This is a genomic window from Pseudomonas sp. Sample_20 (assembly GCF_004307585.1).
Classification (GTDB): Bacteria; Pseudomonadota; Gammaproteobacteria; order Pseudomonadales; family Pseudomonadaceae; genus Aquipseudomonas; species Aquipseudomonas atacamensis.
In genome coordinates, this window is the sequence record NZ_RCOA01000020.1 from 259,495 (window position 1) to 279,479 (window position 19,985).

Annotated in this window: 13 protein-coding genes; all 13 read left to right on the forward strand. The window is 59.6% G+C overall.

Features of this window, described 5'->3' with window-relative positions; all coding sequences use genetic code 11:
• Entirely contained in the window at positions 1-2,658 is a 2,658-nt protein-coding gene (gene tssH, locus D8U70_RS04840) for a type VI secretion system ATPase TssH (protein WP_130928407.1), read from the forward strand.
• Positions 2,659-2,668: 10 nt separating this feature from the next.
• A complete protein-coding gene (locus D8U70_RS04845) occupies positions 2,669-4,189 on the forward strand; it encodes a sigma 54-interacting transcriptional regulator (RefSeq protein ID WP_130928408.1) in 1,521 nt (506 codons plus the stop codon).
• 297 nt (positions 4,190-4,486) lie between these two features.
• On the forward strand, positions 4,487-4,627 hold the full coding sequence (locus D8U70_RS04855) for a hypothetical protein (protein WP_003229566.1): 141 nt from the start codon (positions 4,487-4,489) through the stop codon (positions 4,625-4,627).
• Positions 4,628-4,645: 18 nt separating this feature from the next.
• A complete protein-coding gene (tagH, locus tag D8U70_RS04860) occupies positions 4,646-5,842 on the forward strand; it encodes a type VI secretion system-associated FHA domain protein TagH (RefSeq protein WP_016772508.1) in 1,197 nt (398 codons plus the stop codon).
• Between the two features lie 5 nt (positions 5,843-5,847).
• On the forward strand, positions 5,848-6,348 hold the full coding sequence (gene tssJ, locus D8U70_RS04865; RefSeq protein WP_016772509.1) for a type VI secretion system lipoprotein TssJ: 501 nt from the start codon (positions 5,848-5,850) through the stop codon (positions 6,346-6,348).
• A gap of 2 nt (positions 6,349-6,350) precedes the next feature.
• Positions 6,351-7,682, forward strand: coding sequence for a type VI secretion system baseplate subunit TssK (gene tssK, locus D8U70_RS04870; protein ID WP_016772510.1), 1,332 nt, complete (start codon positions 6,351-6,353; stop codon positions 7,680-7,682).
• Positions 7,683-7,687: 5 nt separating this feature from the next.
• Positions 7,688-8,563, forward strand: a complete 876-nt coding sequence (icmH, locus tag D8U70_RS04875; protein WP_016772511.1) for a type IVB secretion system protein IcmH/DotU — start codon at positions 7,688-7,690, stop codon at positions 8,561-8,563.
• 14 nt (positions 8,564-8,577) lie between these two features.
• Positions 8,578-12,117, forward strand: a complete 3,540-nt coding sequence (gene tssM / locus D8U70_RS04880; RefSeq protein WP_016772512.1) for a type VI secretion system membrane subunit TssM — start codon at positions 8,578-8,580, stop codon at positions 12,115-12,117.
• A complete protein-coding gene (locus D8U70_RS04885; protein WP_130928410.1) occupies positions 12,117-12,845 on the forward strand; it encodes a PP2C family serine/threonine-protein phosphatase in 729 nt (242 codons plus the stop codon). Before tssM ends, D8U70_RS04885 begins: the two co-directional genes overlap by 1 nt.
• Positions 12,842-13,843 (forward strand): serine/threonine-protein kinase, encoded by a 1,002-nt coding sequence (locus D8U70_RS04890; RefSeq protein ID WP_130928411.1) that lies wholly within the window; start codon positions 12,842-12,844, stop codon positions 13,841-13,843. Before D8U70_RS04885 ends, D8U70_RS04890 begins: the two co-directional genes overlap by 4 nt.
• A gap of 28 nt (positions 13,844-13,871) precedes the next feature.
• A complete protein-coding gene (locus D8U70_RS04895) occupies positions 13,872-15,908 on the forward strand; it encodes a type VI secretion system tip protein VgrG (RefSeq protein ID WP_130928412.1) in 2,037 nt (678 codons plus the stop codon).
• Positions 15,909-15,946: 38 nt separating this feature from the next.
• Positions 15,947-16,948: a sel1 repeat family protein gene (locus D8U70_RS04900; protein WP_130928413.1), complete on the forward strand. Its 1,002-nt coding sequence runs from the start codon at positions 15,947-15,949 to the stop codon at positions 16,946-16,948.
• Positions 16,948-19,983, forward strand: a complete 3,036-nt coding sequence (locus D8U70_RS04905) for a hypothetical protein (protein ID WP_130928414.1) — start codon at positions 16,948-16,950, stop codon at positions 19,981-19,983. The genes D8U70_RS04900 and D8U70_RS04905 overlap by 1 nt, the downstream gene beginning before the upstream one ends.
• The last annotated feature ends 2 nt before the right edge of the window (positions 19,984-19,985 follow it).

Below are 19,985 nucleotides of genomic sequence, written 5' to 3' on the forward strand. Positions count from 1 at the left end.
ATGATCAACGTAGACCTGCAACAACTCATCCAGGCGCTGGACGCCGAAACCCGTCGTGATCTGGAACGTTCGGCCGAGCGTTGCGTCGCCCGTGGCGGCAGCAAGATTCTCGTCGAAGACTTGCTGCTGGGCTTGCTTGAGCGCCCGAACGGCTTGCTGTCGCGCGCGCTGCAAGATGCTGACGTCGACGCCGGTGAACTGACCGCTGCATTGCAATCGCGGGTCGAACACAGCGCTTCGCGCAACCCGGTATTCGCTCCGGAACTGGTGCAATGGCTGCAAGACGCGCTGCTGGTGGCCAACCTCGAACTGGGCCAGACCCAGGTCGAAGACGCCGCGCTGATCCTGGCGTTGCTGCGCAACCCGATGCGTTATGCCGGCAGCCGCTATCAACCGCTGCTCGCCAAGTTGAACATCGATCGTTTGAAGGAATTTGCCCTGTCGCAACAGGAGCAGCCGGCGGCCAATGGCAAACCGGCGGCGCAAGGCGAGTCGCTGTTGCAGCGCTTCACCCACAACCTGACCCAACAGGCCCGCGACGGCAAACTCGACCCGGTGTTGTGCCGTGACGGCGCGATCCGCCAGATGGTCGACATCCTCGCTCGTCGGCGCAAGAACAACCCGATCGTCGTCGGTGAGGCCGGTGTCGGCAAGACCGCGATCGTCGAAGGTCTGGCCTCGCGCATCGCTGCCGGTGAAGTGCCACAAGTGCTCAAAGGCGTTGAATTGCTGTCGCTGGACATGGGCCTGTTGCAGGCCGGCGCCAGCGTCAAAGGTGAATTCGAGCGTCGTTTGAAAGGCGTGATCGACGAAGTCAAAGCCTCGCCGAAACCGATCATCCTGTTCATCGACGAAGCCCACACGTTGATTGGCGCCGGCGGCAATGCCGGGGGTTCCGATGCGGCCAACCTGTTGAAGCCGGCCTTGGCCCGTGGCGAACTGCGCACCATCGCCGCGACCACCTGGGCCGAGTACAAGAAATACTTCGAGAAAGACCCGGCGCTGGCCCGTCGCTTCCAGCCCGTACAACTGCACGAACCGACTGTCAGCGAAGCGGTGACCATTCTGCGTGGTCTGGCTCAGGTCTACGAGAAGAGCCACGGCATCTATCTGCGCGATGACGCGGTGGTGTCCGCTGCTGAATTGTCCGCGCGTTACCTGGCCGGTCGGCAACTGCCGGACAAGGCCGTCGACGTCCTCGACACCGCGTGCGCCCGCGTGCGCATCAGCCTCGCTGCGGCCCCGGAAAGTCTGGAGCGCCTGCGTGGCGAACTGGCTGAAGGCGGCCGTCAGCGTCAGGCCCTGCGCCGCGATGCCGAGGCCGGTCTGCTGATCGACCACGAAGCGCTGGAAGCACTGGAAGCGCGGCTGGACGAAGCCGAAAGCGAAATGCTCGCGCTGGAATCCCTGTGGACTGAGCAGAAAGAGCTCGCCGAGCGTCTGCTGGAACTGCGTCAGCAACTGGCCAAGGCCCGTGAAGCCGCAGCCGTCGAGCCGACCCTCAGCGTTGAAGAAGACGCCGAAGGCACCGTGATTGAAACTGTGGTCGCCGAAGTCGAAGAAGGCCAAAGCGTCGAAGCGCTGGAAGCCCAATTGCATGAAACCCACGCCGCGTTGACCGCTGCGCAAGTCAAAGAACGCCTGGTCAGCTTCGAAGTGTGCCCGCGTCTGGTCGCCGAAGTGATCAGCGCCTGGACCGGTGTGCCGTTGGCGCAATTGGCCCGCGAGCACAACGCCAAGGTCGCCAGTTTCGCCACCGATCTGCGCACACGCATCCGTGGTCAGGAGCAAGCCGTGCACGCGCTGGATCGTTCGATGCGCGCGACCGCTGCCGGTCTGAACAAGCCTGATGCACCGGTCGGTGTGTTCCTGCTGGTCGGCCCGAGCGGCGTCGGCAAGACCGAAACCGCGCTGGCCCTGGCTGACCTGCTGTACGGCGGCGACCGCTTCATCACCACCATCAACATGTCCGAGTTCCAGGAAAAGCACACCGTCTCGCGTCTGATTGGTGCGCCACCGGGCTACGTCGGTTACGGCGAGGGCGGCATGCTCACCGAAGCCGTGCGTCAGAAGCCGTATTCGGTGGTGTTGCTCGATGAAGTCGAGAAGGCTGACCCGGATGTACTCAACCTGTTCTACCAAATCTTCGACAAAGGCGTGGCCAACGACGGCGAAGGTCGCGAGATCGACTTCCGCAACACGTTGATCCTGATGACCTCGAACCTTGGCAGCGACAAGATCAGCGAACTCTGCGAAGACGGCGCGCGGCCGACCGCCGAAGTGCTCGAAGAAACCATTCGCCCGGTACTCAGCAAACACTTCAAACCGGCGCTGCTGGCGCGGATGAAAGTGGTGCCGTACTACCCGGTGGGCGGGCCGGTGCTGCGCGAGCTGATCGAGATCAAACTCGGCCGTCTCGGCGAGCGCCTGAACCGTCGTCAGCTGGAGTTCAGCTGGTGCCAGAACCTCGTCGATCACCTGTCCGAGCGTTGCACGCAAAGCGAAAGCGGCGCGCGCCTGATCGATCATCTGCTCGATCAACACGTGCTGCCGCTGGTGGCCGATCGTCTGCTTGATGCGATGGCGACCGGCGAAAGCCTCAAGCGTGTGCATGCCACGCTCGACGGCAACTCCAGCGTGACCTGCGAGTTCGCCTGAGGTGGGCGTGATGTTCACTCAAGTGCCGCAGCCACTGGTCTATGCCGAAGCGTTGCTGGCGCAGTTCGCCAGTCTGTCGCGGGCGGCGGACAGTGCTGCGCTGCTGAGTGAATTCGTCCGTGGCCTGGCCGAGCTGAGTGGCTGTGAACTGACGCAGCTGTATCTGCTCGACGCCACCCACACCTGCCTGGGGATGAACGCCGAGTGCCTCGACGGCGCGCTGCAACCGCGTCAGGCGGCGAGCCTGCCGGCGGATTACAACGGTGAGCAACTGCTGCAATTCGCCCTGTGCCAGAACCGCGTGGTGTGCCTCGACGACCTGACCGGCAGCCTGCACGAAACCAGTTTTCTGCCGGCGGCGAGCACGCCGTGGCAGTCGCTGTTGTGCGTGCCGCTGGTCAATCAGCACAAGTCGGTCGAGGGTTTGCTGCTGTGTGCCAGCCGTCGGCGTACTGACCTGCAGGGTTTCGCCGATTCCCTCGGCCAGCTCGGCTCGTTCGTGCTCGGCCAACTGCATCTGCTGCAACGCCTGCGTCAGCCAGCCGCCGAATCGGCCACCACCACACGCAGCGTGCCGAGCATCAGCGGCTACGGCCTGATCGGCAAAAGCGCGGCGATGCGCCAGACCTATTCGCTGATCAGCAAGATTCTTCACAGCCCGTACACCGTGCTGTTGCGTGGCGAGACCGGCACCGGCAAGGAGGTGGTGGCGCGGGCGATCCACGATTGTGGCCCGCGTCGCTCCCAGGCGTTCATCGTGCAGAACTGCGCGGCGTTCCCGGAAAACCTGCTGGAAAGCGAACTGTTCGGCTACCGCAAAGGCGCCTTCACCGGCGCCGATCGAGATCGCGCAGGGCTGTTCGACGCGGCCAATGGCGGCACGTTGCTGCTCGATGAAATCGGCGACATGCCGTTGTCGCTGCAAGCGAAGATTCTGCGCGTGTTGCAGGAAGGCGAGATCCGTCCGCTGGGTTCCAACGACACGCACAAGATCGACGTGCGCATCATCGCCGCGACGCACCGTGATCTGGCGGCGCTGGTCAGCGAAGGCAAGTTCCGCGAGGACTTGTACTACCGCCTCGCACAATTCCCGATCGAGCTGCCGGCCCTGCGTCAGCGCGAAGGCGACATCCTCGATCTGGCCCGGCATTTCGCCGAGAAGACTTGCACGTTTTTGCAGCGTGATCCGGTGCGCTGGTCGGATTCGGCGCTGGAGCATCTGTGCGGCTACAACTTCCCCGGCAACGTTCGCGAACTCAAGGCGCTGGTCGAGCGCGCGGTGTTGCTCTGCGAGGGCGGCGAGTTGCTCGCCGAGCATTTTTCCCTGCGTCTGGAAGCGATGCCGGAAGACAACAGCGGCCTGAATCTGCGCGAACGCCTGGAACAGGTCGAGCGCACATTGCTGCTCGATTGCCTGCGCAAGAACGACGGCAACCAGACCCTCGCCGCCCGCGAGCTGGGCCTGCCACGGCGCACGCTGCTGTACCGCCTCGGGCGCCTGAATATCAATTTGGGTGACTTTGATGGTTGAGCTACAGGACTTCTTCGAACCCAACACATACCCTGTGGCGAGGGGATTTATCCCCGTCCGGCTGCGCAGCAGTCGCAGTCCGGTACATACGGTTTCACTGAGAGACCGCGCTGGCAGGTTTTGGGGGCGCTGCGTACCCCAACGGGGACAAGTCCCCTCGCCACGGGAGGTCGCCGTACCTCCAGACTATGGCTCAAGGCCCCGATCTAGAGGCTTCGCGCCCACCTCAAAAACTTATTTCAGCGCCGCCCGCAAGGGTCGGCGCTTTGTGCTTTGTCTACACCTGGAGACCCTCTGATGTCTGTTCGTCACTGGCACGCTGTCCTGCTGACCCTCGTCGTTCTATGCGGCCTTGGCGGCTGTAGCGGCAATTACAAATTCAACGACAACGACTATCGCCCGTTGGGTGATCCGCAAGCGGTCAATCGCGGCAAGTGACCGCAAGGAGCATCAAACATGGAATTGGTTTTCGAAATGCTGAACACCAAGCAGTTCGTGCCCACCGAGCTGTGCCAGCGGACCTTCAAACAGGCCGGTGGCGTGATCGGGCGCGGCGAGGACTGCGACTGGATCATCCCTGACCGCAAGCGGCACCTGTCCAATCACCACGCGATTGTCAGCTACCGCGAGGGCTCGTTCTTCCTTACCGATACCAGCAGCAACGGTGTCCAGGACGGCAGCAGCGGCGCGCGCCTGCACAAGGGCGAGCCGGTGCGTATCGAGCACGGCAGCACCTACATTCTCGGCGACTTCGAGATCCGTGCGCGGCTGGTTCGCGACCCGGCCACGTTCGACGGCGAAGTCGGCCGCCCGCGTGCCGCTGGCAGCATCATTCCGGACGACGCGTTCCTCGACCTCGACCCGCTCAACGCCCTCGAACAGCAAGAGCGCGTGTACTCGGAAATCGACGAACTGCTGTCGCCTACCGCCAAGCCGGAAGACTCCCGTCAACGTGCCGACTACGCGCGCATCGACATGGAAAGCCTGATGGTCCCGGAGCTGATTGCCGCCCCGGTCGAACCTGAGCCGGCGCCTGCGCCGAAAGCTGTCGAGCGTCAGAGCGAAGGTTTCTGGGAGCACTTCGGCGCGGCGCTGGGCGTCGACGTCAAAGGCCTCAGCCACGACGAACGCGAAGCGCTGGCGCTCAACGCTGCGCGCCTGCTGCGCCAGAGCATCGGCGGTTTGCAGCAGAGCCTGCGCACCCGCTCGGAGCTGAAAAACGAGCTGCGTCTGGCCCAGACCACCGTGCAGGGCACCAACAAGAACCCGCTGAAATTCGCCGTCGATCCGAGCGAAGCACTGCAAATTCTGTTGCAGCCAAGCAAGCCCGGCCATCTGCCCGCCGAGCAGGCGATCTCCCGTGCATTCCGTGATTTGCAGGCGCACCAAGTGGCTTTGCTGACCGCCAGCCGCGCCGCCGTACGTGGCACGCTGGAGCACTTCTCGCCAGAGCAGCTGACCCTGCGTTTCGAGCGCGACAGCAAGCCATTGATCGCCACTTCGGGCGGGCGCTGGAGAGCATTCGGCCGCTACCACCAGGCACTGCGGCAGGACGATGACTGGAGCGAGCGTCTGCTGGCCCGCGACTTTGCCCAGGCTTACGAAGAACAGATCCGCCTGATCTCCACCCTCCACACCGACCACCAAGGATGATGCGCATGTCTCGCCGCTCGACCGCTTTTTTCAAGACGCTGACTGCGCTCACCGTGCTGGTGCTGCTTGCCGGTTGCTCGTCGCTGTCGCCGTACTCGAAAGTGACCAAGATCAATCTGAAACTGACCGGCAGCGATCAGCTCAACCCGGACCTCAACGGGCGGCCGTCGCCGATCGTCGTGCGCCTGTTCGAACTCAAGCACCCGGTGACCTTCGAGAACGCTGATTTCTTCAGCCTCTACGAGCGCGCCAAGGAATCCCTCAATCCGGATCTGGTGGCCAGCGAAGAACTCGAACTGCGCCCGGGTGAAACCGTGGAACTGAAACTCAGCGTGGAGGAGGGCAGCCGTTACGTGGGCATCCTCGCTGCCTATCGCGACCTGCCGGATACCCAATGGCGCCACACCGTGCAGATCACTCCGCTGGAACTCACCGAGGCTGATCTGACCCTCGATCAGGCCGGTATCCGCAATACCCAACAAGTGCTCGCCAAGGCGGATGACTGATCATGAACACCCATAAAGTCATTTGGCAGGAAGGCATGCTGCTGCGACCGCAGCACTTCCAGCACAACGATCGTTATTACGATCACCAGATGAAAACCCGCACGCAATTGCTCGGTGGCTACACCTGGGGTTTTCTCAATCTGGAAATCGACTTGCAGTTCCTCAACATGGGCAAACTGGTGATCAGTGAAGCCTCGGGGATTCTGCCGGACGGCAGCCTGTTCGAACTTGGTGGCAACACTGAGCCGCTGGCGCTGGACGTGCCGCCGAACACCGGCAACACGCCGATCTATCTGGCGCTGCCGCTGGTCACTGGCAACCACATCGAGGCCCGGCGCCCGGAGCAATCCGACGTGCTCGCGCGCTACACCGCGTATGACGCCGAAGTCGCCGACTCCAACGCCGGCGATGATTCCGCCAGCCAGGTCAGCTGCGGTCGTCCGGACTTCAAACTGTTGCTCGGCGAGCAGCAGAGCGATCAGGCCTACGTGAAGCTGAAAATCTGCGACGTGCTCGATACCACGCCCGACGGCGTGATCAGCCTCGACCCGGATTTCGTCCCGACCTACATTCAGGCCCACGCCTCCAGCTACCTGCTGTCGTGTCTGAAAGAAGTCATCAGCATGCTCAGCCACCGTGGCGACACCATCGCCGAGCGGATTCGCTCCAACGGCAAGGTCGGCGGCGCTGAAGTCGGCGACTTCATGATGTTGCAACTGATCAACCGCACCGAACTGCTGCTGCGCCATTACCTGGGTCTTGAGCAGGTGCATCCGGAAGAGTTGTATCGCACGCTGCTGACCATGCTCGGCGATCTGGCGACCTTCTCCGGCGAGAGCAAACGCCCGCGTCTGGACAGCCGCTATTCCCACGCCGATCAGGGCGCAAGCTTTCGCAAACTGATGGAAGCGATTCGTCAGGTGCTGTCGATGGTGCTCGAACAGCACGCCATCGAACTGATCCTGCAGGCGCGTCAGTACGGCATCATCGTCTCGCCGTTGCACGATCACAAACTGCTCGGCTCGGCCTCGTTCGTGCTGGCAGCCAGTGCCAACTGCGACTCCGAAGAACTGCGTCAGCGTTTGCCGCAGCACCTCAAGGTCGGCCCGGTGGAGCGCATCCGCCAACTGGTCAACCTGCACTTGCCGGGGATCAAGGTCAAACCGTTGCCGGTGGCCCCACGGCAGATCGCGTTCCACTCGAACAAAACCTATTTCATCCTCGAACTCAGTTCCGAAGACCTGGCACAACTCGAGCGCTCCGGCGGTTTCGCGTTCCACGTGTCCGGCGAATTCGCCGAGCTTGAACTGAAATTCTGGGCCATCAGGAACTGACCGACATGATCAAGGAAACGGATTACAACCAGGACGACAAAACCGTCCTGCTCGACCGTCAGGGCCACGGACCGGCATCGAGTCCGCTGACCGACTTCGCCGCGCCGCCGCGTTTCGAGCAACTGGAAGAACGCATGATCTACGCCGCGCGCCTGCGTCCGGCGGAGGCGTTCAATATCAGCCTCAACTCGCTGGTCGCGGCCTCGTCCGACCTGCTCTCGGAAGTGGTGCGCCTCAAGCACAGCGAAACCCGTGAAGACTTGTACGCGCTCAATGAGCGGCTGACCGCCGGGCTGAAATTGTTTGAAGTGCGCGCCCTGCACAACGGCGCCGAAAGCAGCCAGGTAATGGCCGCGCGTTACGTGCTCTGCACCGTGGTCGACGAAGCCGTCGTGACCACGCCGTGGGGCAACGAAAGCGAGTGGTCGCAGATGAGCCTGCTGAGCAGCTTCCACAACGAAACCTTCGGCGGCGAAAAGTTTTTCCAGCTGCTCGATCGGCTGTCGAAAAACCCGGTCAAGCACCTGCCGATGCTCGAACTGATGTACCTGTGCCTGTCCCTCGGTTTCGAGGGCAAGTACCGCGTACAGGCACGCGGCATGCTTGAGCTTGAAGGCATCCGCGACGCCTTGTACCGGCAGATCCGTCAGTTGCGTGGCGACGTGCCGCGCGAGTTGTCGCCGCACTGGGAAGGCCTCAACGACCAGCGCCGCAACCTGGTGCGCATCGTGCCGGCGTGGATGGTGGTGCTCTTTACTCTGGTCTGCCTGGTGGTGATGTATTCGGGCTTCGCCTGGGTCCTGAGCGAACAACGCGACACCGTTCTGCATCCTTATCAGCCGCTTGATCCAGCCGCGGTGCAACCGCAGGCGCAGCCGTAAAACAGGGACGTGTGATGAAAAAGTTTTTCAAGAAAGTCGGCGCCTTCCTGCGCCAGACCTGGGTCTGGACTCTGCTGCTGGTGCTGTTCGTGGCGCTGCTGGTGTGGTTCGTCGGCCCGTTGTTGGCGGTCGATGATTACAAGTTCTGGGAAAGCGCGACCTCGCGCCTGCTGACCATCAGCGTGCTGTTCCTGATCTGGGGCCTGACCATGGTCTTCGTCAGCTGGCGCGCCGGTATCCGCAAGAAAGCCGAGGAGGAAAGCGAGGACGGCCAGGACCGTATCCGCCGCGAAGAGCTGATCGACGAAGAACAGAAAGAGTTGAAGGCGCGGTTCAAGGACGCGCTGAAAACCCTGAAGACGTCGAGCCTGTATCGCGGTCGCAGCGAGCGCTGGCGCAGTGACTTGCCGTGGTACCTGCTGATCGGTCCGCAGGCCTCGGGTAAAACCAGCCTGCTGGATTTTTCCGGTCTGGAATTTCCGATCAACAAGATCGACCGCAAGCTGACCCGCGACACCCTCGGCACCCGTCATTGCGACTGGTATTTCGCCGATCACGGTGTACTGATCGACACCGCCGGGCGCTACACCACTCAACCGGACGCCGAAGTCGACGGCAACGCCTGGACCACCCTGCTGGAACTGCTGCGCAAGCGTCGTCGCGGCCGTCCGTTGAACGGCGTGCTGGTGACCATTCCGGTGGAAACCCTCACCGGCGGGAGCGAGCAGGACATCGAGACCCTCGCGCGCCAGGTGCGCAGCCGTTTGCAGGACGTGCATCAGAAACTCCACGTCGATGTGCCGGTGTATCTGGTCCTGAGCAAGGCTGACAAGCTGCTCGGCTTCGACGAGTTCTTCGATCAACTGACCCGCGAAGAAAGCGATCAAGTGCTCGGCACCAGTTTCCGCAAGGATCAGGTCGGCACCGACGTCACGGTTCTGCGCAACGAGTTCGAAGAGCTGCTGCGCCGCCTGAACAGCCAAGTGATCATGCGCATGCACTCCGAGCGCGACACTCAGCGCCGTGGCCGCATCCTCGACTTCCCGCATCAGCTCGGGCAGATCGGCGAGCGCCTGTGCCTGTTCGTCGACATGGCGTTCACCGGCAACCGTTATCAGCGTGCCACGCAACTGCGCGGTTTCTACCTGACCAGCGCGCCACACCTGACCCAGGAAATGGATTCGACCACCGCCGGCATCGGCGCCAGCCTGGGCATGAACGCCGGCGTGCTGCCGACTCTGCGCAGCGGTCGTTCGCGCTTCATCCACCACTTGCTCAGCCAAGTGATTTTCCCCGAAGCCGATCTGGCCGGTCTGGACAAGCGCGAGCGCAGCCGCATTCATTGGGGCCAGCGTGCGCTGTACGTCGGGGCGCTGGCGGCACTGGCACTGTTCGGCATGCTCTGGGCCGGTGGTTTCTCGGCCAACTACGAGCGTCTGGAAAACTTGCGCACACTGGCGCAGAACTGGACTCAGCAACGCTCGGCCGTCACGCCGCGTGATGACGCCATGGGCGTGCTGAAAGTGCTCGACACCAGCTACGCCGCGACCCAGGTGTTCCCGAGCAAGGGCGACGTCTCGTACCACGAACGTGGCGGTCTGTATCAGGGCGAAGAGATCAACCCGGTGGTGAAAACCGCCTACGAGCGTGAGCTTGAAGCGCAGTTGCTGCCACGGGTGGCGACCATGCTCGAAGGGCAGATCCGCGCCAACATGAAGGACCGCGATCGCCTGCTCAACAGCTTGCGCGCGTACCTGATGCTGAACATGAAGGATCGTCGCGACGCGGCGTGGCTCAAGGACTGGGTCGCCACTGACTGGTCGCAGCGCTACACCGGCAACACCGCGGTGCAGAACGGTCTGAACACGCACCTCGAGCGCTTGCTCAAGCAGCCGTTCATTTATCCGCTGAACGATCAACTGGTGACGCAGGCGCGTCAGGTCCTGCGCAGCGAATCGTTGGCCAACGTGGTTTACCGCATGCTCCGCGAGCAGGCGCGCAACCTGCCGGACTACCGCTTCAGCCAGCACCTCGGCCCGCAAGGTTCGTTGTTCATCGGCACTGAATACGTGATCCCGGGTTTCTACACCCAGCAGGGTTATCAGCAGTATTTCTCGGTGCAGGGCGCCGCGCTGGTCACCGACATCCTGCGTGACAACTGGGTGCTGGGCGAAGGCGCGGGCATCAGCGACATGGACTTGCGTCGCCTGATGGTCGAGCTCGAGCAGCTGTACTTCCGCGACTACGCCAATTACTGGAGCGAAGCCGTTGGCCAGGTCGCATTGCCACCGATCAGCGACGCCGGCGAAGGCGCCGAGCAACTGGCGGGCCTGACTTCGGCCAACTCGCCGGTACTCGCATTGCTCACCGAAGTACGTGAAAACACTCGCTTCGAAGCCGCGGCTGATCCGGTCGATGAAGCCGGCGAAGCCGCCGATGCGCTGGCCGGACAGAAAGGCAAACTGGGCAAGGTCGGCAAACTCGCCGCGGCTGCCGCCGACAAGGCTTCGGCGCTGAACGTGGCGAAGAACCTGCCGGACACCGCGAAGAAATCCCTGCAACGCCGCTTCGAACCGCTGCATCGTCTGCTCGATGACAACAACGGCCCGGGTGCTGACCTGACGCCAGCGTTCAGCGCGCTCAACGACCTGCAACTGCAACTGGCCGGCCTGGCCCGTTCCAGCACGCCGGAGCAAGCCGCGTTCGAGATGGCCAAGACGCGCATGAGCGGCCAGCGTGATGCGCTGACCAACCTGCGCAATGCCTCCGGTCGTCTGCCGCGTCCGCTGAGCGTGTGGTTCAACGTGCTGGCCGAAGACTCGTGGCGTCTGGTGCTCAACGATGCCTATCAATACCTGAATGGCCGTTATCAGAACGAGCTGTACAGCGTGTATGGCAAAACCATCAGCAAGCGCTATCCGTTCAGTGCCAGCAGCACCAGCGACGTAGCGATCAGCGACTTCCGCGAGTTCTTCCGTGCTCAAGGTACTGTCGATCGCTTCTTCGACAGCTACATGCGGCCGTTCGTCAGCGGCGATCCGGGCAACTACCGCATGCGCAGCGTCGACGGCCACAGCCTGCCGGTATCGAAGGTCTACCTCGATCAGATGGCCGCCGCGCAGACCATTCGCCAGAGCTTCTTCTCGATCAACCCGGCCGAGCCGACCGTGCAGTTCAAGCTTGAGCCGTACACCCTCGATCCGGCGGTCAGCCGCTCCGAATTCAAGTTCGGCGACAAGACCATGGAATACCGTCACGGCCCGATCCTGCCAATGACCTTCAAGTGGCCGACCGATGCTGAAGACGGTCGCACCAGTCTGGTCATGGACAAGATGGCCGGGCGTCCGATCGGTATCGAGAAGAACTCCGGCCCATGGTCGCTGTTCCGTCTGTTCGATCTGATGCAGACCGAGTACCTGAACGGTCGTGACGTGCTGGTACTGAAAGCCGACGTGGGTGGCCTGCGCGCCAACTACCTGCTGACCAGCCAGCGCACGCCGAACCCGTTCGACATGGGCGTGCTGCGCACCTTCCGTATGCCGGTGCAGCTCTGATGCTGGTGGCCAGTCCCTGGCGCAGCGCGGCGCGTACCGACCCGGGCAAGGTGCGGGCGCGCAACGAAGATGCCTTCCTCGACTCGCCGCAGCACGGGCTGTGGGTGGTCGCGGACGGCATGGGCGGTCATCAGGGTGGCGATATCGCCAGCCAGTTGATCGTCGCCAGCCTGGCTGAGTTGCCGCAACACGAGGACTTCGACGAACGCCTCAAAGCCATCCGCCAGTGCCTGCACTGGCTGAACCGGCGCTTGGGCCAGGAGTTGACCGTCACTGCCGGGCGTCACGACAGCATCATGGGCAGCACCGTCGTCGCGCTGCTGGTGGAAGGCAATCGCGCGGCCTGCATCTGGGCCGGCGACAGCCGTTGCTATATGTGGCGCGGGCAGCGGTTGTATCAGCTGTCCAAGGACCATTCGCTGCAACAGCAGCTGATCGACGAGCAGCAAATGAGCGTCCAACAGGCAGCAGCGCACCCGGCGGCTCAGGCACTCACCCGAGCCGTCGGCGCGGCCGAAACACTGACCCTGGATGTGCTTGAACTTGAGGTCTACCCGGGCGATGTGTTTTTGCTCTGCAGCGATGGTTTGTATCAGGGCCTGAGCAGCGATGCCCTCGGCAACGCCCTCAGCCTCAGCGCGCCACACGTGGCGCTGGAACGTTTGTTCGACGGCGCCCTGCGTGGCGCCGCGCGGGACAACCTGACTGCCGTGGTGATCCGCCAATGAGTGAACTCGAATCGCCCATCGATGACCTGCTGATCAGCGAAGAACAGGCCAGCAACCTGACCTACTTCGCCTTCGCCAAGGGCAACAAGGCCGAACCGTTGCTGGCGCCGACCAAGGCCAGCATCGGAGCACTGCCGGATGTACTCGCCGGTCGCTACCACCTCGAGCGTCTGCTCGGGGCCGGTGGCATGGGCGCCGTTTACCGGGCGCGGGATCTGCTGCACGAACAGTTCGGCGATCCCGATCCTTACATCGCGCTGAAAATCCTCAGCGAAGAATTTGCCGAATCGCCGGACGCCAGTGCCTTGCTCTACAGCGAGTTCGCCCTGACCCGACGCCTGCGCCACGACAACGTCGTGCGTGCACACACCTTTGAAGTCGACACCGACTGCCAGCGGGCCTTCATCACCATGGAATACATGCGTGGCCTGACCCTGGACAAATTGCTCTGCGAGCGGCCCCTCGGCCTGCCGTGGAAAGAATTGCGCGACATCGTTCTGCCGCTGCTCGACACGCTGGCCTACGCCCACGGTCGCGGCGTGCTGCACGGTGACCTGAAACCGAGCAACGTCATGCTCAGCGAAGACGGCCTGCGCCTGTTCGACTTCGGTCTGGGACAGGCAGAGGAGGGCACCTTGCCCGGTCTGCCGCACCTGAGCCGCGAGCGCTTCAACGCCTGGACCCCGGGCTACGCCGCCCCCGAACTGCTTGAGGGCCAACCGTTGTCGGCCTGCGCTGACGTGTACGGCGTGGCCTGCGTGATCTATGAACTGGCGGGCGGCAAACACCCGTTCCGCCGCTTACCCTCGACCCAGGCCCGCGACGAGCACCTGGAGCGCGAGCTGCGCGCCCCAGCGAATCTACCCCAGCACGGCTGGCAAGCGCTGCGAACCGCGCTGAGCTTCAACCCGGCAGAACGCACCATCACTGCCCAACAATTGCGTGACGCCTTGAGCGCCACTTCGTCCTGGCTGCAACGTCTGCGACTTCGGGCGTAACGGATGACATTCGAACAGGGAGCACACGATGTTCAACTCAGCTAACGAAACCCACTTCAGCCTCAAGGTCGAAGACTACGTCGGCGACCTGCAAGTGCTGTCGTTCACCGGCACTGAAGGCATCAGCCAGGCGTATCGCTTCGACCTCGAACTGGTCAGCGAAAACCCCGATCTGGACCTCGAACAACTGCTGCACAAGCAGGCGTTTCTGGCATTCGATCCACAAGGATCCGGTATTCACGGACAGATCTACCGCGTCGCCCAGGGCGATGCCGGCAAGCGCCTGACCCGCTACAAAGTCTCGATCGTGCCGCAACTGCAATACCTGCATCACCGCACCAACCAGCGCATCTACCAGCAGATGTCGGCGCCGAAAATCATTGCGCTGATCCTCGAAGAACACGGCATCAAGAGCAACGCCTACAGCTTCCAGCTCAGCCAGCCGTGCCCGGATCGCGACTACTGCGTGCAGTACGACGAAACCGACCTGCATTTCGTCCAGCGTCTGTGCGAAGAAGAAGGTATCCACTACCACTTCCAGCACAGCGAAAAAGCGCACCTGCTGGTGTTCGGCGACGACCAGACCGTGTTCCAGAACTTGGGGCAGCCAACTGCTTATGTGCAGGGCAGCGGCATGGTCGCCGACGAGCCGGTGATCAAAGCCTTCAAACTGCGCCTGGAAACCCGCACCACCCGCACCACGCGCCGCGACTACGACTTCGAAAAACCGCGCCTGCGAATGGAAGCGGCGTACAAACCGGACGGCGACAGCACTGAACCGGATCTCGAAGACTACGACTACCCCGGCCGCTTCATCGACCGCGCGCGCGGCAAGTTCCTCAGCCAACGCGCCCTCGAACGCCACCGCGCCGACTACCGCCAGGCCGAAGGTCGCGGCGACCAGACCCGACTGGTCAGCGGCCACTTCATGGAAATGTCCGACCACCCGCGCAGTGAGTGGAACGACCTGTGGCTGCTCACCGAAATCTTCCACGAAGGCAAACAACCGCAAGTCCTCGAAGAAGGCGTGACCAGCGACACCACCGACAACAAAGACGACTTCCACCAGGGCTACCGCAACACCTTCCTCGCCACCCCGTGGGACGTGTTCTACCGCCCGGCCCTCGAACACCCAAAACCGCGCGTACTCGGCAGCCAGACCGCCATGGTCACCGGCCCCAAAGGCGAAGAAATCCACTGCGACCAATACGGCCGCATCAAAGTGCAATTCCACTGGGACCGCGAAGGCCAGGCCGACGACAAAACCAGCTGCTGGCTACGCGTCTCCAGCTCCTGGGCCGGCGACCGCTATGGCGCCATCAGCATCCCGCGCATCGGCATGGAAGTCCTCGTCACCTTCCTCGAAGGCGACCCCGACCAACCGCTGGTGACCGGCTGCCTGTACCACAAGGAAAACCCGGTGCCGTACGCACTGCCGGCGAACAAGACGCGCAGCGTGTTCAAAACGCTCAGCTCACCGGGTGGCGGTGGTTATAACGAACTGCGCATTGAAGACAAGAAAGGTGCGGAGCAGATCTACATCCATGCGCAGCGGGATTGGGATGAAAACGTTGAGCATGACCAGAAGATTCGGGTCGGTAATGAACGTCACGACACAGTGGTGAAGAACACCTACACCGAGCTGAAAGCCGAGGAACACCGCACCACGATTTCCGATCGCAAGGTTGAAGCGAAGCTGGATGATCACCTGACGATTGGGCAGAACCAGCATGTGAAGCTGGGGACTGCGCAACTGACCAGCGTGGGGAAAGAGATTCACCTTAAGGCTGGGGACAAGATTGTTATTGAGGCGGGGACGGAGCTGACCATTCTTGGCGGTGGGAGCTTTATCAAGCTCGATGGCGGTGGGGTGACGGTGGTTGGGCCGGTGATCAAGATCAATGCCGGTGGCTCGGCTGGGTCGGGGACTGGAATCGGGATTAAACCGCCGGTGCTGCCGGGGGCGGCGGATAAGGATAAGGCGGGGAGTTTGATGGATCAGGCGTTGGGGAATGCGGTGCCTGAGAATGTTAAACCGAAGGCTTTTTTTGTGTTTTCCGAATGATGAGTGTCGTGATGACAACAAACGGGTACGTAAGGCAGATGAAGTGGTTTTCGATTGTTTTGTTGTGCTGGGGGATGACTTCGGAGGCCTTTGCTTCTTCGTCCAGCACCGCCCAATGTCCAAGCGGCAATTTTGCTGATTTCGTAAAAGTTTTTGCATCTGAGCCAGAGACACAGAAAGGGTTTATTGCGTCTCCTCTGAAGCATGTTCACGTGATAGCTGATGGGAAAATACCAAAGGTTGTCGAACGGAGCTTGGGCTCGATTTCCTCCGATGAGTTGAAGATGCTGCTTCCGGGAAATGCTGCCAAGTTGGGTCTCACTATTGAAACCAAGATGCCTGACAGAGTGGTCGTGCGTGATGAGGCGGGCCATTTTTTAAAGATTTTCGTCTTCAAACATGGTGATTGCTGGACTCTGAGTCGAGTGGAGGATTGGGCAATCGATGCGGTCATGGAAAAGATCACTCAGTCTGAGAAACTAACGCCCGGTGAGGTAGAACTCAAAAAAGGCGTCATATTTGACAGACTGGTCAATAAAACGTCTGCCGAATCAGGAATCTATTTATACGCCGCGGCATTGGATAGCTATTTAGATGGTGCCCGGAAGGGTTCGGCGCAAGCAGCATTTGCTGCTGCGGGAATCAGCCTTTCTGGGCAGGCGCCACGCTTGGAGAATTCCAGAATCGTGGCGTTATTGATTCAAGCTTCAGAGCAAGTGCCGGATGCCGGCTTGACTCTCGCAGATTTTTATTGCGATGAAGGTGAATACGACGAAAGTCACGGTTGTATTAATCCCAGAGAATCAATAGCGACATTGGAGCGTGCCGCCCGCCTAGGTTCGACTAACGCACTGATTCGATTAGGTGAAGTGTATGAAGCGGGAGCCCTCGTAGCGGCTGACTTGCCACGCGCGATGGCGTGTTACCGGAAGATCCAGAAAACCGATCCTAACACGGCTACCGCGTTGGTTGAGCGCTTGGCAGCCCGAGGCGTCGTCAGCGATAACTCTATTCAATGTTTTGAAGCAGGAAGCTTTTGATGAGCACAGGACTACTTGAGCAAAGGCAGCAATATCGCACTGGTTATGAGTACGGCCCTTTCAAGGGCGAGACAGACCATGATGAAGATGGCAAGAAGGAAATCGACTGCTCCGGGCTTCTGTATCGAATGCTTAAGGATGCGGGATATACGATTCCTTACCTCACAACATCTGGGTTAAATGCCGACACTACTTTTTTTGATGTAATCCCGCTTGCGGAAGTACAGCCTGGCGATATTGCGCTGTGGATAAACTTTCATGGACACACGGGGGTTATCGAAGACATCTCCGGGTCGCCTGTTCGAGATAGGGGGAATTTCTTCGGTTCACAGTCTTCAAGCGGACCGAAATCTGCCAAATATGGGGCGGGTAGTGGTTACTGGCCAATGCCTGAAAAGTTTTTACGCCCGAAGCCCCAATTCAGAGGTGCTCAACCAGCCCCCGCACCTACTCCTGCGCCGGCCCCTGCACCGGCAGGCCCAGCTCCGCTGATGAGCTTCGAATATCCATTCAGAAAAGCTGACGGTAAGCAGTTTTCTGATGCGGATGAGATTTACAAGGCTCTCGAAAACGAGAGTGCCGGGCATTATTTGCTTGGCAGCAACAAGTTCTGGCACGGTGGCATTCACATCAGTAATGCCAGCGCTCCCCAATGCATTTTGAATGAACCGATTCGCTGCATGGCCGACGGCGAGGTCGTGGCATATCGTCTCAATGAAGATTATTTGGAGTCGACCTTTGGGGAGAACGAGAAAAAACTGAAGTATTCGAATTCTTTTTGTCTTGTACGCCATGAGTACAAGTCCGAGCCTAATCCTGAAGATGGGCCAAACAAGGGCAAGCAAAATAAGCTGATTTTTTTCAGCCTTTATATGCATTTGCTACCTTATAAGCGTTATCCGTTGTCGGAGGAGGAAACGCCCAAGCCTAAGGTGACAATGCAGGTTGACGACTTTAAGGCCTACGATAGTTTTCCCGAAGCATCCGGCTGGCCCTCTCCAGGAAAGTTGGCCAGCGGGACCAAGCTTGAAGTGTTGGAGGAAAAAGCCGCAGGGGATATTACCTATGCGAAGGGTAAGATTCTTTCCGGATGCGTCAAGAACAACGCACAAAAAGTACGCTTGTCAGGCAGTGTTGTCTGGTTTGCGTATCTGAAAAATAGTGAGCCATTTAAGAATTCGCAGCAAAAGCGTATATGGCGTGCCGACCTGATTCCTGAGCGGAATAAACCAAAATATTGGCAAGGAAAGGTAAAAGGTACTGCTATCAAAAAGCTGGATCTTTATCAGGAACCGGCTTCGCCGCAGAATGGACAGCCCGCAGGTCCCCGAAAAGGAACAATGCAACTTAATCCGGGAAGCGTCGTTGAGTTTGAAAGTAAAGATGTATTGAACCTGACGGTGTCGGGAGTCACCCGACGAATGGCGAAATGCACGAAAATCAGTGGCGACCTTGCGGGCGCGGGTGAGGTGACAACAAGTTTTTGGGCATTCGTGGAGAATGAATTTGTTGCTTGGGATGTCATTCCAACAAGTTTTGATTCCGTCGAGCTCACGGGTACAGGTATCAAGGCTGGCGATCCGATTGGCTATCTTGGGCTAACGGAAAATTTGTCTGGAGAGGACGGTAGTGTTTCAAGCAAGCATCAGGTTCATATCGAGTTTTTCACAGCAGAAACCCATGTAACGGACTTTTTGAAGAATAGCGCGGGGTTGAAAGTCGGGAAACAATATCTTCACTTGTTAGCAGGAACAAATCTGAAAAGAAATGCGCCAGCGACAGATTTGACTCCGCTCAAGAAAGCACATGCCGTTGATCTGAACAACGCCCGCGCCATCAAAGAAGGCGCTGAGGATTATTATCAGGTTTCCATTATCGAGGACGGCTTGCCCTTAGCTGGGCTGGTAAATAAAAAAGAAACTGAAATCATCACGCAGCACGACTGGGGAAAACTTGGCTTCGTTATTGTTGAGGAAGCAAACGCAACGGCAGACGGATTCCTTGATCCGGAAAGCATGCCGCAGTTCTTCAAAGAGCTATTCCTGAAGATGGATACCAATGACGATAAGGAAGTTGACCCTGCAGAGCTTGCCGTTGCATTGAAAACTGCAGATACAAGAGCGAAATGGGCCAAGCTGATCGCCCGTCACCCTACGGAATGGAAAGAAGGAGCAGATGCTGCCAAATGGAGTCGACTTGGTCTTATTTTAGAAGACACTCCGAAAACCTTGAAGCACGAAAAAGAACGAATCACGAAGTATGTGTTTTGGGAGGATCTGAAAGACAAGGCCGCCATGAGTACGGACTTGGTTTGGCATTTTCATCCTATTGAAATGCTGAGTAACTTCATGAGTCGCTCCGAATTTATAGATGTCGAGCGGTTTGTAGCCATGTATGCTGAGCAACATGCTTCGTTTCAGGCTGATGCGCCTCCGTTTTCTGCTGCGTCCAAGTCTAATTTGCGCAAGATCGCAGAGAATATTAATAAATATTTGAACAAAACCAAAGAAGTTTATACAGTCTATGAATTGTCATATATGTTCGCGACGGCTCGTCACGAGGCTTACCAATTTATGATTGCTGAGTATTTTAGCGCTGCGCCGGAGTATGGGCCGGTTTCCTATTTTGATAAATATGACCCTGTGCTTGCAGATACCGCAACACGCAGACAAACTGCGATCGGCAACAGTAATACGGTACAAGGGGACGGTTTTAAATATAGGGGTCGTGGTCTCGTTCATTTGACTTGGAAGAAGAACTATCAAAAGGCGAAAGATTATTTCGGGATTGATTTTGTCGAACATCCCGATGAGGCTGCTGGGTTTGAAAACTCCGTGCCTATCATGATATGGGGCATGAAAGAAGGTATATTTACTGGGAAAAAACTTGGCGATTATGTAAATAATAGTGCTAAGGACTATGAAGGGGCGCGGAAGGTAATCAATGGTTCCGACCAAAAAGCGTTGATCGCTAGTTATGCTGTGAAATTCGAAGCGATACTAAAGGCCACGTCAATTGCGCCGGAGACCAAATAAAT